This window comes from Archangium violaceum, assembly GCF_016887565.1.
In the GTDB taxonomy this organism is placed as follows: Bacteria; Myxococcota; Myxococcia; order Myxococcales; family Myxococcaceae; genus Archangium; species Archangium violaceum_B.
Window position 1 is genome coordinate 5,565,228 of sequence record NZ_CP069396.1, and the last position, 14,706, is coordinate 5,579,933.

Consider the following 14,706-nt stretch of genomic DNA (forward strand, 5'->3'; position numbering starts at 1 on the left):
TCTCCTCAGGAGGCGCTGCGGGCGCGGGAATCGCCCTCGATACCGACGGCGGCGACGGCGCGCTCGGGATCGCCTCCCTTGCCGCCCAGCTCGAGGCTCTGCGCGATGATGACGTCTCGGACGGCCCGGGCCAGCCCCTCGCGGTCATCCTCGGCGAACGCCGTGGTGTCGATGGGCTTGCCAATCTTCACGTACACGGGGCCGGGCTGGATGTTCCAGGAGTTCTTCGGCATCACCCTGCCGGAGCCCTCGATGGTGATGGGCACCACGGGCACGCGGGACTTGAGCGCCAGCGCGAAGGGGCCCTTCTTGAAGGGCAGCACGCGGCCGTCGTCCGAGCGCGTGCCCTCGGGGTAGAGGAACACGCTCGTGCCGCCGCGGATCTTCCGCGCCGCGTCATCCAGCGAGGCGATCGCCTTCTCGCGCCTGCCCCGGTTGACGAAGATGTGCCCGGCCATCCACAGGTACCAGCCGATGAGCGGCACGTACTTGAGCTGGTGCTTGGCCACGTAGCGGAAGTTCACCGGCACCGTCACGAAGTGGATGGGGATGTCCAGCGTGGACTGGTGGTTGGAGACGTAGATGGTGGGCCGCTTGGGGTCCACGTTCTCCTGGCCCGTCACCACCACGCGCGCCCCGCCCGTGAGGATGAGGATGGGCGACCACAGCCGACGTGCCACCCACACCGTGGCCCCCGGATCCAGGGTGACGAGCGCCACCACCACGGTCATGGGGAAGAAGATGGCGGTGGCGACCACCGCGACCACTATGCACAACAGGTTACGGAGCATCCTAGCGACCTCAGCTTCGTCCTACGGGCAGCCCACCACGGGGCCCTGGCCCGCTGTCCCACCGGAAACGCCTGAACAGTTGGAGCCTCCGGTCTCTGTTCCGTATGTACCATGCCACCTTGTCTCTGGTGTGTGTCGCCCGGTGGGGGTACAAGCGGGGTGCCTTGGCCAGGAAGAAGTTCATCGCGATCGCGGGCAACATCGGGGCCGGGAAGACGGAGCTCACGTCCTTCCTCTGCCGGAAGTACGGCCTCACTCCCTTCTTCGAACCCAATGAGGAGAATCCCTACCTCGCCGACTTCTACAAGGACATGAAGACCTGGGCGTTCCGCTCCCAGCTCTTCTTCCTCACGGCCAAGTTCCGCCTCCACCGCCAGCTCGAGCGCTCGCCGGGCACGGCCCTGCAGGATCGCACCCTGTACGAGGACGCGGAGATCTTCGCCAAGAACCTCTTCCGGCAGCGCTACATCGACAAGCGCGACTGGGGCATGTACCGCGAGCTCTACGCGTCCTTCTCCGAGACGCTCGCCCCGCCGGATCTGATGATCTACCTGCGCTGCCCCGTGAGGACCCTGCGCCAGCGCATCCGCCTGCGCGGCCGGGAGATGGAGCAGGACATCCCCACCTCGTACCTCAAACGGCTCAACGGCCTGTACGAGGAATGGTTCACTGGCTACAAGTTGTCCCCCGTCCTCGTTCTCCCGACGGACAAGCTGGATTATCTGACGAACCTGGTGGATCGCGTGGACCTGTTCCGACAGATCGAGAAGCACCTGTGAAGGAGGTCTACCTCGTCGCCAGCGCTCGCGCTTCGCCGGTGTCCCTGGAAGCGCTGCGCGCCTCCTTCGAATCCGAGGACATGACCTTCCTCCCCGGACAGGACGGCCAGGGCTTCAACGTGGAGGCCGAGGGCGTCCGCGTCGAGGTCGTCTACGAGCAGCGGCCCACCCCCCAGGAGTGGACCTCGGACCTGTTCTCCGGCAGCGAGCCCGCCTTGTCGGCGCTCGGCAGCGCCCGCGGCTTCTACCGCTTCGCCTTCGAGGTGGGCACGCCCCAGCCCACCGTGCCCGTCTTCGTCGCGCTGATGTGCGCCCGAATCCTCCTGCTGCACTCGGAGGGCGTGCTGGTGGACATCACCTCGTCCAAGGTCCACGAGGCCGAGGACGTGTCGGAGATCACCGAGCTGGACTTCGACATCCGCGACCACGTCAACCTCCACGCCGTGGAGGTCATCGAGGGGGATACCCCCTTGTGGGTGCACTCGCACGGCATGGAGAAGTTCGGCGCGAGGGATCTGGAGATCTTCCACCTGGGCGAGCAGGACCTGTTGCCCGCCGAGGCCTTCCTCCACGAGCTGTGCACGGACCTGGCCTTCGGGCAGGTGCCGGCGCTGCGCACGGAGATGGGGACCAGCGAGGGGCAGACCTTCATGCTGGTGCCCTCGGAGGAGGCGCGCACGAACCTGCTCGGGGTGCCGCTGGAGGCCTTCGAGGGCCATGAGGGCCTGTTCCTCACCGTGGTGTCGCCTCAGGGGCGGCACAACACCGCGGAGCTGCTGCGGCCCTTCCGGGAGCGCTTCGCCCAGGAGCCGACCGAGCGCACCGAGTCCATGCAACAGGAGACCCAGGTGCTCCTGCCGGCCTTCAAGGCGCGCTTCCTGCGCCGGGGACTGATGGAGCCGCTCACCTTCGTGGTGCGCTCCTCCTTCGAGACCCACCCGGAAGGCAACACGGTGACGGAGCAGCTGTGGATGGAGGTGCTCTCCTGGGACGACGGCGTCGTGGTCGGCCGCCTGGTGGACGGGGCGGTCCACACCACCGAGTGGCGCAAGGGCGCCCACGTCGAGGTGCCCGAGTCGGAGATCAACGCACTGGCACTCAGCCGCGAAGGTCGCACCCTGGACGAGGAAGAGGTCCGCGCCCTGCTGAATGCCGAACGCCCGATGTAGAGGCCCGGTGTAGCATCGCGGCCCCCCATGCCCGCCCTGTTGCTCCTCTCCGGCCCCGCCGCCGGCCTGCGTTACGAGGTCCTCGCGGAGGCGACGATCGGCCGCAGCCCCTCGTGTGAGATTCCCCTCCCCGAGGACGACCAGGTGTCCCGCCGCCACGCGCGCTTCGCCGTGGTGGACGGCAAGGTGCGCCTGTCCGATCTGGGCTCGCGCAACGGCACGGCGGTCAATGGCGAGCGCATCTCCGGCGAGGTGGTGCTCCACGCCGGCGATCGCGTCCAGGTGGGCAAGACGACGGTGCTCGTGGAGCCGCCTGGCGCGGCCTCGCTGGTGGGCTCGGCCCCGGGCGAGGCGAGTCACCGCCCCATCGAGGAGGTGCTGCCGCACGTGGGCGCGGAGGCGGCGCTGTACTCGGCGGGGACGGCGCTGCTGGGCGCCACCAGCGAGGCCATGGTGCTGCGGCACGCCGCGGAGCAGGCGCTGCACGCGCTGCACGCGGACGCGGCCGCCGCGCTCCTCGGCAGCATCAAGGGGCTGCTCACCGCGGCCGTGGTGGGTGCGCCTTCCGTGGAGGTGCCTCGCGACATGGCCCTCATCGCCCTGGAGCGCTCCGAGCAGGGTCGCTCGGACCAGGCCCTGTGCTCACCGCTGGTGGCCTCGGGCGGGCAGCCCTTCGGGTTGTTGTACGTGGAGCGCTCGGAGCCTCCCTTCACCGAGGCGGAGGGGCAGCTGGCGGCCATGCTGGGACGGCTCGCGGGCGAGGCCTATGTGGCGGTGCGCTCGCGCGCGGGCGGAGCGCCGCCCCGGGTGGACATGGCCGGCAACTCGCGCCCCTTCCGCAAGTTGGTGGAGCAGGCCCGCCGCGCCGCCGCCAGCGCCGCGCCCGTGGTGCTCTCCGGTGAGCCCGGAAGCGGCAAGTCCCTGTGCGCCAGTTACATCCACTCGCGCTCGCCCCGGGCCCTGGGGCCCCTGGTGCGGGTGGACTGCCGGGACGCGGCGGCCTCCCTGGAAGAGGTGCTCTTCGGACGCTCCAGCGGCTCCGGCCAGCCCCCGCTGACCTCGGCGCTGCTCGTCGCGGACGGGGGCACGCTGGTGCTGCTCCACGTGGAGGCCCTCCCGCGCGCCATGGCGGAGCGGCTCGCCCGGCTGCTCGCGCGCAAGACGGCCCCGGCGCGACAGGGCGGCGAGGAGCCCGTGGACTTCCGCCTCATCGTCACCGCGGGCACCCCGCTGTCGGCCCTCGTCGCGAAAGGGGAGGTGGAGGCCTCGCTGATCCGACAGCTGGCGGGGCTCGAGCTGCAGGTGCCTCCCCTGCGCGAGCGCCGCGCCGACGTCCCCACGCTCTTCGAGCTCTTCTCCACCCGGGGCGCGCGCGCCACCCGGAAGGGGCCTCCCGTGCTCACCCCCGAGGCCCGGCGGTTGCTCGTGGACTACGACTGGCCGCACAACGTGCGCGAGCTGGGCCTGCTCGCCGAGCGGCTCTCGCTGGTGCACGCCGGCTCGCAGCTCCACGCACTGAACCTGCCGCCGGAGATCCAGGAGGGCAGTGCCGCGCCCTCGTCGCTCACCCTCCAGGAGCGCGTCACCCGGCTGGAGCGCGACGCCATCGCCGAGGCCCTGCGCACGGCGGGCGGGAAGAAGATCGTCGCCGCCCGGATGCTGGGCATCAGCCGGCCCACGCTGGACAAGAAGATCGAGGACTACGGCCTCACGGTGTCGCGGCGGCGCGCGTGAGTCCCCGAGGGCTCAGCGTCTTCGGCTGACGAGCACGCCGCAGATGACGAGCACCGCGCCGGCGATCTGCAACCCCGTGGGCTGTTCGCCGCGCACGAGCCACGCGGTGACGGCCGCCACCACCGGAGTGCCGCTGTTGTAGATGGCCGTGCGGCTGCTGCCCACCGCCTGCACGCTGCGGCTCCAGACGACATAGGCCAGCACCAGCGGGATGAGCGCCGAGTACACCAGGCCGGACCAGGCGCCCGGGCCGATGCTCTCCACCTTCAGCTCCATCACCGAGGGCAGGCCCATGAGAATGACGCCGGGCGCGCCGGTGATCATCGTGAGCGCGGTGATGCGCAGCGCGGACAGCTCGGCGCCGAGCGAGCGGATGCCCACGGTGTAGAGCGCCCAGCACAGCGAGGCGCCGAGGATGAGGAAGTCGCCCTGGCGCGTCGCCGCGTCCAGCTCGGGGCCGCGGGCGCTGACGATGAGCAGCATGCCCGGCACCGCGAGCGCCAGTCCCATCGCCAGCGGCTTGCGGAGCCGATCCACGCCCAGCGCGGCGCCCAGGAGCGCCGTCAGCACGGGCGTGCCCGAGGTGAGCATCCCGCTGTTGGCGGCGGTGGTGTGGGACAGGCCCAGGATGAAGCAGAGCTGGTAGAGCGTGTTGCCCACGAACCCGAGCCCCACGAGCTTGAGCAGGGTGGAGCGGGGCAGGGGCTTCCAGCCCTCGCGCGTGTGGAGCACCACGGCCATGGCCGCCGCGGCGATCGCGAAGCGCAGCGCCATGAAGGCCAGCGGCGGGAAGGAGCCCAGCGCCTCCTTCACCACCGTGTAATTGGTGCCCCAGATGATGACGACGAGGACGAGCGCGAGATCCGAGAGGGAGATCACGCGGGGTGCGTCGGCGGAAGCGGGGGCGGCGGCGGTGGTGCTCGGGGAGCTCAAGGCGAGTGCGGCATACAGCCCCCGGGTTGTGCTGGCAATGGACAGCAGGTGCGTGCACCAGCAACGGTTCGCGCCTCCTTGCTTGTCCTGCCCGGCCGCCCGTGGCGTATATGCCCCCCCATGGACTTGCGTTATTCGGAAGAGGTCCGGCGCGCGAAGGAGCAGGGCGCGCCGCTGGTGGCGATGGAGACGAGCGTCGTGGCGCAGGGGTTGCCGTACCCGGACAACCTCGGGGCCGCGCGGGCGTGCGAGGAGGCGGTGCGCCGGGCGGGCGCCGTGCCCGCGCCCATCGCCGTGGTGGACGGGCAGGTGTTCATCGGCCTGGAGGAGCCCCAGATGCGCCGGCTCGCCGAGGGCCGTGAGCGCCTGCTGAAGCTGGGCTCGAGGGATCTGGCCGTGGCCATCGCCCGGGGCGCCACCGGAGGCACCACCGTGAGCGCCACGTGCGAGCTGGCCGCGGCGGCCGGCATCCGCGTCTTCGCCACCGGCGGCATCGGCGGCGTGCACCGGGGCGTGGCCGAGCACCTGGACATCTCCCAGGACATCTGGGCGCTGGCGCGCTTCCCGGTGGCCGTGGTGTGCGCCGGGGCCAAGTCCGTGTTGGACCTGCCCAAGACGATGGAGGCGCTGGAGAGCGCCGCGGTGCCCGTCATCGGCGTGGGCTCCGACGAGCTGCCGTCCTTCTACAGCCGCTCGTCCGGGCTGATGCTGGAGCACCAGGTGGAGGACGCGGTGGCGGCGGCGCGCGTCGCCCGGGCGCGCTTCGAGACGCTGGGGCAGGGCGGTGTCCTCTTCACGCTGCCTCCGCCCGAGGAGACGTCGCTGCCGCGCAACGAGGTGGAGCTGCACATCGCCTCCGCGCTGGCCGAGGCCGACCGGCAGGGCATCCGCGGCAAGGCGGTGACGCCCTTCCTGCTCTCGGAGATGGCCCGGCGCACCGGCGGTAAGACCCTGCGCGCCAACCTCGCGCTGCTGACGAACAACGCCCGCTTCGCGGGACAGCTCGCGGTGGCCTACGCCCAGGGCTCCCGGACCTGAGCGCGGCGCTCGGTGCGCCGATCAGCGGACGTGCGGACATGTAAAGTGTCAACCACTTTACATGTTTACCCGCTATGGTAGGTGTACATACGAAATATCCTGAAATCTTCTTGGCTGTGGGAGTCCTGGTTGCTCCACGACAGCGGTTCGCGATGGGGACGATTCGCCTGAATGGAGCGCCGAAAGGCCACCGATGGGCGTTCATCCACCTAACGAAAATCCCGCGACCGCACCCGTGAACGGGACCACGCTCGAGGAGTTGCTCGCGCTGGTCTCCAGGATGGCGGCGAACGAGCCTCACGCGCGGTGTCGCGTCGCCGCGGGTCCACTGGCGCCGCTGGCCGAGGCCCTCAACCACCTGGCGGACCAGCTCGCGACGCGCCATACCCGGGTGGAGGATGCGTTCGGCGTCCAGGCGCTGATCGAGCAGTCGCCGAACATCATGTTCACCTGTGATGTGAACGCGCGCATCCGCTTCCTCAACTTCACCATTCCCGGGCAGACGGTGGCGGACGTGGTGGGCGCCAACCTCTATGACTTCATCGCCCCGGAGTCGTTGGAGAACGCGCGCACCGCCATCCAGCGGGTGCTCGCCACGGGGGTGCCCGACGGCTACGAGGCCCGGCCCGCGGCCAACACGGGCGCCGAGTGGTACGCGGCCCGGGTGGGACCCATCAAGGTGGGCCAGGAGATCGTCGGCTTCACGGTGATCCTCACCGACATCACGGACCTCAAGAGGACCCAGCTGCGCCTGGAGCAGTCCAACCGCGAGCTGGAGAGCTTCGCGTACGTGGCCTCGCACGACCTGCAGGAGCCGCTGCGGAAGATCCAGACCTTCGGGGAGCGCTTGAAGGCCACGTCCGCCGCCGCGCTGGGCCCCGAGGGGCTCGGCTACCTCGAGCGGATGTATGGCGCGTCGACCCGCATGCGCCGGCTGATCGACGACCTGCTCTCCTTCTCCCGGGTGGCCTCGAAGGCGCAACCCTTCGCCCGCGTGGACCTGGCGGAGATCGCACGCGACGTCGTGGGGGACCTCGAGGCGGCCATCGAGAAGGAGGGGGCGACCATCACCCTGGGCACGCTGCCCGTGTTCGAGGCGGACCCGATGCAGATGCGCCAGCTGCTGCAGAACCTCGTGAGCAACGCCCTCAAGTTCCGCCGGGAGGACGTGGCGCCCGCCATCTCCATCCACGGCACGGAGGATGCGAGGACCGGCCGGTGCGAGCTGGTGGTCCAGGACAACGGCATCGGCTTCGATGAGAAGTACATCGACCGTATCTTCAACGTGTTCCAGCGCCTGCACGGACGCACCAGCAAGTACGAGGGCACGGGGATCGGTCTGGCCATCTGCCGCAAGATCGCCGAGCGGCATGGCGGCAGCATCACGGCACACAGCTCACCCGGGGAGGGGGCGGCTTTCATCGTCACGCTACCGCTCGTGCAACACTCGGACAGGTGAGCTTCCTGGAGTGGAGAGAGCCCATTGTCCCCCATGCGGCCTGACCCAGAACATGCTTCGCGTCCCATCCGTGTCCTGCTCGTCGAAGATGATGAAGATGACTACCTCCTGACACGTGAAGCGCTGGAGCCCGTGGGGCCGCGCCGGAGGATGGTGCTCGAGTGGGCCCAGACCTGCGAGCAGGCGCTCGCGGAGATGGCGTCGGGGCGCCATGACGTGTGCCTGCTCGACCATCGCCTCGGGGCCATCACCGGGCTCGAGCTGCTCGAGCAGGCGCGACGCAGGGGGTGGCGTGGCCCGGTCATCCTGCTGACCTCGCAGGGGGACGACGCGCTCGACCATCAGGCGATGGAGGCCGGGGCCGCTGACTTCCTCGAGAAGTCTCAGCTGACACCGACGCTCCTGGATCGCTCCATCCGTTATGCGCTCCAGCACGCGCGCACGATGGAGGAGCTGCACCGATCCCATGCGGGCTTCCGGGAGCTCATCGAGCGACTGCCCGATGGAATCGCCGTGTTGGACGACGAGCATCTCATCTACGCCAACCCGGCGCTCCTCACGTTGCTCGGGTGCTCGTCGCCGGACGAGCTCGTGGGGGGGCGGGTGGCCGAGCTGGAGGAGCGCTTCTTCCACCCGGAGGATCTGTCGAAGCTCCTCCACGGACTCCGCGAGGGGGCGAAGTCGGGGCAGCCGGTGTCGCCAGGAGAGGTCCGCCTCGTGCGCAAGACCGGGGGGGTCGTCCCCGTGGAGTTCGCCCAGGCTCCCGTGGTGTTCGATGGCCGGCCGGGTCTGGTCCGCATCGTGAGGGATCTGACCGAGCGCAAGCAGATGCAGGCGCGGCTGATGTTGTCGGACCGCATGGCCTCGCTCGGGACGCTCGCCGCGGGAATCGCGCATGAGATCAACAACCCGCTGGCCTATACGATCGCCACCCTGGGTCACGTGGAGACGGAAGTGCTCCCCCGGTTGGGAGCGCACGAGGACGACCTGCGCAAGCTGATCGCCGACGCCCAGCTCGGGGCGGGCCGCGTCCGGGACATCGTCCGGCAGCTGAAGCTGTTCTCGCGCGCGGACGAGGACGCGCGGCCAGGGCCCGTGGAGGTGCACCGCGTGCTGGAGACGGCGATCCGCATGGCCTCCAATGAGATCCGTCACCGCGCGCGGCTGGTGTGTGACTTCTCGGAGCGGCTGGTGGTCGAGGCGAACGAGAGCCGGCTCGGGCAGGTGGTGGTGAACCTGCTCGTCAACGCGGCGCAGGCCATCCCCGAGGGACAGGTGGATCGCAATGAGATCCGCGTCAGCTCCCGGCCCCATGCCGAGGGGGTGATGATCGAAGTGCGCGATACGGGCTCGGGCATCCCGGCGGAGCACCTGGACAGGCTGTTCGAGCCGTTCTTCACGACCAAGCCCGTCGGGGTGGGAACGGGGCTCGGGCTGCCGATCTGCCACGGCATCGTGAGCGGTTTCGGTGGACGGATGGAGGTGGAGAGCGAGGTGGGGAAGGGGAGCACCTTCCGGGTCATCCTGCGCGCCGCCACGACGGAGGCCCCGCCTCCGGCCCCCTCGCACCCGGCCCAGGAGTCGAGGACCGCCCCCGTGGCACCCGAGGCCCCGCGGCGGGGCCGGCTCCTGGTCGTGGATGACGAGCCCATGTTGGGGGTGTCCATCCGTCGCACACTCCAGCGCGAGCACGACGTCGTGACGCTGACGAGCGCGCGCGAGGCCTGCGCGCGGCTGCTGGGCGGCGAGCACTTCGACGTCATCCTGTGCGACATCATGATGCCGGAGATGAGCGGGATGGAGCTGCATCAGGAGCTCGAGCACCGCGCTCCCGAGCTGGCCAGGCGGATGGTGTTCCTGACGGGAGGCGCCTTCACTCCGAATGCGCGCGCCTTCCTGGAGCGGGTCGGCAACCCCCGGGTGGAGAAGCCCTTTTGCGCGCAAGAATTGCGCGAGCTGGTGCAATCGCTGGTGACCGGGAGTCGTGGCTGAGGGTCTCCGTGTAATGTCCAATGGCGGACCCCCAGCCGAGGCAGTTCGCGACATGCTGCTTTCCCCCCGTTCGCCAGCCTCCCTTTCCCGCTCGACACTGCTGAAGATGGGCGTGCGCATCGCCGGGGTGATCGCCCTGGCCACGCTCTTCAGCTACCTCCACGTGCTGAACTCGGTGCGCACCGAGAACCTCGCGCGGTTGGAGCGGTATGTCGTGGAACGCAGCCAGCGCGAGGCGGGCATCTTCCTGCTGGCGGAGGACAACCACGCCGTCCTGCGCGACGCGCTCGCGGAGAAGCTCCAGGCCTCGCGGCAGGAGGACGTGAGCGCGCGCTTCGACAGCCTCTTCGCCCGGATGCCCGACGGCACCCTGCGCAACCGCCCCGAGGTCTTCGACGGCACGCGCATGCCGGGCGTCTTCATCCCCGCGAGCCTGGAGCCCGACGCCGAGCTGCGCCGACGCATCCTGGCCTCGTATGACGTGCTCGCCCAGTACGGGCCCGCCTTCCGTACGCGCTTCACGAACACGTTCATCGTGCTGCCGGAGGGAGTGCTCGTTCTCTACTGGCCGGAGCGCCCCACGTGGTGCCAGGAGGCGGAGACCGGTTTCTCGGTCGTCACCCTGGATTTCTTCATCCGGAGCCTTCCCGAGAAGAACGCCGCGCGGCAGTCGGTCTGGTGCGGCATCTACGCGGATCCGGGCACCCAGAAGCCGATGGTCTCGGTCTCCACGCCGCTGGACGTCGATGGCCACCACGTCGCGACGTTCGGCCACGACGTGCTGTTGAAGGAGTTGATGGACCGCGCCATCCGGGACCACCTGCCGGGCGCGTACAACATGATCCTCGGCGAGGAGGGGGCGCCCATCGCCCATCCCGATTTGAGCCCGGAGGCAGTCGGCGATGCCTCCCACGGTGAGGGACAGCACGACAGCGGGCAGACGGGCGTGGGCTCCCTGGGCACCGAGGAGCAGCGGCTCCACGTGCGGCGCATCTTCGAGCGGCTGAAGGCCACGCCGCCCGACCAGACGGTGGTGAAGCTGCCGGAGTACGGCGAGTACCTCTCCCGTGCGCCGCTCGAGGGTCCGGGTTGGGACTTCGTCACGGTGCTCCCCGAGCACGTGGTGTCCGAACCCGCCCTGGGCGCGGCGCGCTACGTGCTGCTGTTCGGCCTGGCGTCGCTGCTGCTGGAGCTGGCCATCATGTATTGGGTGCTGAAGCAGCAGATCACCCGTCCGCTGGAGGCCTTCACCCAGGCCACGGATCGGGTGGCGGCAGGGGATTACCATGTCGAGCTGGACACCTCGCGCGAGGACGAGCTGGGGCAGCTCGCACGCGCCTTCCGGATGATGGCCGACCAGGTCCAGCGGCGCCAGGAGGAGCTGCGGCAGGCCAATGAGGGGCTGGAGCATCGGGTCGAGGAGCGCACGCGGGAGCTGAAGGACGTCCACCAACGGCTGGTGGATTCGGCCCGGCGGGCGGGGATGGCGGAGATCGCCACCAACGTGCTGCACAACGTGGGCAACGTGCTCAACAGCGTCTACACGTCCGCGCAGGTGGCCAAGGAGCGCCTGTGCCGGGCGCGGTTGGAGCACGTGAGCCGGGTGGCGGGCCTGCTCCAGTCGAACCAGGACGATCTCACCACCTTCCTCACCCGGGACGAGCGTGGCCGGCACCTCATCCCCTTCCTGGAGAGGCTGGGCCAGCACCTGGTGGAGGAGCGGCAGGGCATCCTCTCGTTGCTCGACGACGTCGGCCGGTACACCGAGCACATCGGTGACATCGTCAAGGTGCAGCAGAACTACGCGAGGACGCCCCGGATGCATGAACCGGTGCTCCTGTCGGAGCTGGTGGAGGATGCCCTGCGCATCAACTCGGCCGGGCTCTCCAGTCACCAGGTGCAGGTGGACAAGCAGCTGGCGTCCCTGCCACCCGTGCTGACCGACAAGCACAAGACGTTGATGATCCTGGTCAACCTGATCAGCAACGCCCGGTATGCGCTGGACGCCGTGTCACCGGACGAGCGCCGCCTGTTGGTGCGGTTGGAGACCCCCGCCGCCGAGCGCTTCCGCCTGGAGATCCGCGACAACGGAGTGGGCATCGAGCCGGAGATGCTCACCCGCATCTTCCAGTACGGGTTCACCACGCGCGAGGAGGGGCATGGCTTCGGTCTGCACTCCAGCGCGCTGGCGGCCCAGGAGCTGGGCGGCTCGCTGATGGCGCACAGCGACGGCCCGGGGCGAGGGGCCACGTTCACGCTGGAGTTGCCCTATCAGCCGGCCCAGGGCGAGACCTGAGCGACGCGCGGTCCCGTACCTCCTCCAGCCGAGCAGCCGAGCAGCCGAGCTTCCCGCCACGGGGTGGGGCCTCGCTCACAGACGCGTCGAGCGCTGTCTGTCTTGGGCGCAGGACTCCTAGGAGGTAAAGCGATGCCGTCCATTCATGGTCTACTGGTGCGCAACGGGGAAGGGACTCCGTTGGGGCAGTTCGTCCCATCGGGCAAGTTCGGGAGGCTCTTCCCATCGCTCCAGCCGTTGCTACCGCCGCTGGCGGCATTGGAGGAGCTCGGCGGGGCGATGAGGGATGCCACCCCCGCGGATCCGAAGGGCGACAACGAAGACATCCCCGCGGGCTTCACGTACCTCGGCCAGTTCATCGACCACGACATCACCTTCGACACCACGCCCATCCAGGAGGTGCAGGTCGACCCGCTGGCGCTCCACAACTTCCGCACGCCCGCGCTCGATCTGGACTGCGTCTACGGCAGGGGTCCAGGCGACCAGCCCTACCTCTACGAGCTGCCTCCCAACGAGGCGCGCTTCGTCCTCGGGCGCACCAACGCGAAACCGGGTGGCGGCGACCCGAAGGTGAAGACGGAGCTCCCGTTCGATCTGCCACGTGGCTCGCAGGCACTGGCCATCATCGGCGACCCGCGCAACGACGAGAACCTCATCGTCGCCCAGCTGCACCTGGCGTTCCTCCGCTTCCACAACAAGGTGGTCGATGGGCTGAAGGACGGGAGCATCGCGCCCCCTCCGTCCTCGACGCAGGCGACCCTGTTCGAGCAGGCCCGCAAGCTCGTCATCTGGCATTACCAGTGGATCGTCCTGAACGACTTCCTGCGGCGGGTGGTGGACGATGACGTGCTCGACAAGGTGCTCGAGAAGGGCCGGTCGTTCTACCTGCCGACGGTCGATGCCTACATCCCGGTGGAGTTCTCCGCCGCCGCGTACCGCCTGGGGCACAGCATGGTGCGCGAGGCGTATGACTACAACGAGGTCTTCACCTTCAAGCCCAGCGCGCGCCAGAGGACGCCGGCGTCGCTCAGCCTGTTGTTCCGCTTCTCCGGGCGCTCGGGCACGGGCGTGCCCATCCCCAGCGATTGGATCATCGACTGGCGGCGCTTCTTCAAGTTCCCCAACGATGGGGTGACGGCCGGTCTCAGCCGCAAGCTCGATCCGTTCCTCGTGCCAACGCTCTCGGCGATTCCCGACCACGGCGTGCTGCCCGGCGTCAACCTGCCCATCGCCAACCTGAAGCGTGGACGCAGTCTGGGCCTGCCCTCGGGACAGAACGTGGCGCGGCGCATGCGCATCGAGCCGCTCTCGCCCAAGGACATCGCCAAGGGGCCCGATGGCGAGGTGGCCGCGAAGCACAACCTGCACCTCGAGACGCCGCTCTGGTACTACATCCTCAAGGAGGCCGAGCAGCGCGGGAACAGCAAGCACCTGGGTCCCGTGGGCAGCCGCATCCTGTCCGAGGTCTTCGTGGGCCTGCTCGAGCTGGACTCGGGCTCGTTCCTGGCCAGCAATCCGCAGTGGAAGCCCACGCTGCCCGCAGTCAAGGCGGGCACCTTCACGATGACGGATCTGCTCTCCTTCGTGGGGGACCTGTCGCCGATCAACGACGGGAAGAACCTGCTTCCTTGAGTGGAAGGAGGCAGCGCATGACGTAGCCTGGAGACCTCTTTCAACGGAGGTCTCCATGTTCGTGTTCAGTCGTCTGTTCGAGAAGAAGGCTCCGGCGCGTCACCTGCTGGCGGTGCTGCTGGCCCTGGGTGCCGCGGCGGCGCATGCCGCCGATGGAATGAGCCTGGCCGAGGCCTACAAGGTCATCTCCACCCGCAAGCTCGTCGATCTCTCCCAGAGCATCAGCCCCAGCACTCCGGTGTGGCAGGGTTTTGGCCAGGCCAGCTTCACCACCGCGTCGGACCCGAAGACGTACCGGCCCTACAGCCTGGAGCAGGATGGCTTCCGGACGACCTACTATTCCATGGTGGGCCAGTACGGCACGCACGTGGATCCGCCCGCGCACTTCCATGCGAAGGGGATCACGATGGATCGCATCCCGCTCAAGGAGATGATCCTGCCGCTGGTGGTGATCGACATCACGCCGCTGCTCGCCAAGGATCCGAACCACGCGCTCACGGTGCAGGACATCCAGGCGTGGGAGAAGAAGAACGGCCGGGTGCCGGCGGGGGCGTTCGCCGCGCTGCGAACGGACATGTCCAAGGACTGGAGCACCAACCCCGAGCGCTTCAAGCGGCACCCGTTCCCCGCCTGGTCGCTGGCGGCGGTCAAGTTCCTCTTCGAGCAGCGGAACATCACGGCCATCGGCCATGAATCCATGGACACCGACACCACGCCGACGATGGAGTCGCAGAAGTGGGTGCTGGAGCAGGGGCACTATCAGATCGAGGTCATGGCCCACCTGGACGAGGTGCCGCCCACGGGTGCGCTCATCGTGGTGTCCTGGCCCAAGGTGGAGAACGGGTTCGGCTTCCCGGCGCGAGCCTTCGCCATCCTCCCGTGA

11 protein-coding genes are annotated in these 14,706 nt (G+C 69.1%); 9 read left to right on the plus strand and 2 right to left on the minus strand.

Features of this window, described 5'->3' with window-relative positions; translation table 11 throughout:
- Positions 1-5 precede the first annotated feature (5 nt).
- Entirely contained in the window at positions 6-791 is a 786-nt protein-coding gene (locus JRI60_RS22890) for a lysophospholipid acyltransferase family protein (protein WP_204227953.1), read from the minus strand.
- Between the two features lie 128 nt (positions 792-919).
- Here JRI60_RS22890 and JRI60_RS22895 point away from each other — a divergent pair, with 128 nt between their 5' ends.
- From JRI60_RS22895 to JRI60_RS22905, 3 genes are read left to right on the plus strand one after another with little or no spacing between them, the layout of a single operon-like run.
- Entirely contained in the window at positions 920-1,570 is a 651-nt protein-coding gene (locus JRI60_RS22895) for a deoxynucleoside kinase (protein ID WP_239470831.1), read from the plus strand.
- Entirely contained in the window at positions 1,567-2,739 is a 1,173-nt protein-coding gene (locus tag JRI60_RS22900) for a DUF2314 domain-containing protein (RefSeq protein WP_204227954.1), read from the plus strand. Before JRI60_RS22895 ends, JRI60_RS22900 begins: the two co-directional genes overlap by 4 nt.
- A gap of 27 nt (positions 2,740-2,766) precedes the next feature.
- Positions 2,767-4,473, plus strand: a complete 1,707-nt coding sequence (locus JRI60_RS22905) for a sigma 54-interacting transcriptional regulator (RefSeq protein ID WP_204227955.1) — start codon at positions 2,767-2,769, stop codon at positions 4,471-4,473.
- Between the two features lie 12 nt (positions 4,474-4,485).
- Here JRI60_RS22905 and JRI60_RS22910 read toward each other — a convergent pair whose 3' ends face one another.
- Positions 4,486-5,406 carry a DMT family transporter gene (locus JRI60_RS22910; protein WP_204227956.1) on the minus strand — a complete coding sequence of 307 codons (921 nt, stop codon included), beginning with the start codon at positions 5,404-5,406 and terminating at the stop codon, positions 4,486-4,488.
- 120 nt (positions 5,407-5,526) lie between these two features.
- Between JRI60_RS22910 and JRI60_RS22915 the strand changes: the two genes are divergently transcribed.
- The 6 genes from JRI60_RS22915 (at position 5,527) to JRI60_RS22940 (ending at position 14,706) form a co-directional block, all read left to right on the plus strand.
- A complete protein-coding gene (locus JRI60_RS22915; RefSeq protein ID WP_204227957.1) occupies positions 5,527-6,444 on the plus strand; it encodes a pseudouridine-5'-phosphate glycosidase in 918 nt (305 codons plus the stop codon).
- A gap of 235 nt (positions 6,445-6,679) precedes the next feature.
- Positions 6,680-7,903: a sensor histidine kinase gene (locus JRI60_RS22920; RefSeq protein ID WP_239470672.1), complete on the plus strand. Its 1,224-nt coding sequence runs from the start codon at positions 6,680-6,682 to the stop codon at positions 7,901-7,903.
- A 33-nt stretch (positions 7,904-7,936) separates the two neighbouring features.
- Positions 7,937-9,895 carry a hybrid sensor histidine kinase/response regulator gene (locus JRI60_RS22925; RefSeq protein ID WP_204227959.1) on the plus strand — a complete coding sequence of 653 codons (1,959 nt, stop codon included), beginning with the start codon at positions 7,937-7,939 and terminating at the stop codon, positions 9,893-9,895.
- Positions 9,896-9,947: 52 nt separating this feature from the next.
- Positions 9,948-12,191, plus strand: a complete 2,244-nt coding sequence (locus tag JRI60_RS22930; protein ID WP_239470673.1) for a sensor histidine kinase — start codon at positions 9,948-9,950, stop codon at positions 12,189-12,191.
- Between the two features lie 132 nt (positions 12,192-12,323).
- A complete protein-coding gene (locus JRI60_RS22935) occupies positions 12,324-13,823 on the plus strand; it encodes a peroxidase family protein (RefSeq protein WP_204227960.1) in 1,500 nt (499 codons plus the stop codon).
- A 55-nt stretch (positions 13,824-13,878) separates the two neighbouring features.
- Positions 13,879-14,706, plus strand: a complete 828-nt coding sequence (locus tag JRI60_RS22940; protein WP_204227961.1) for a cyclase family protein — start codon at positions 13,879-13,881, stop codon at positions 14,704-14,706.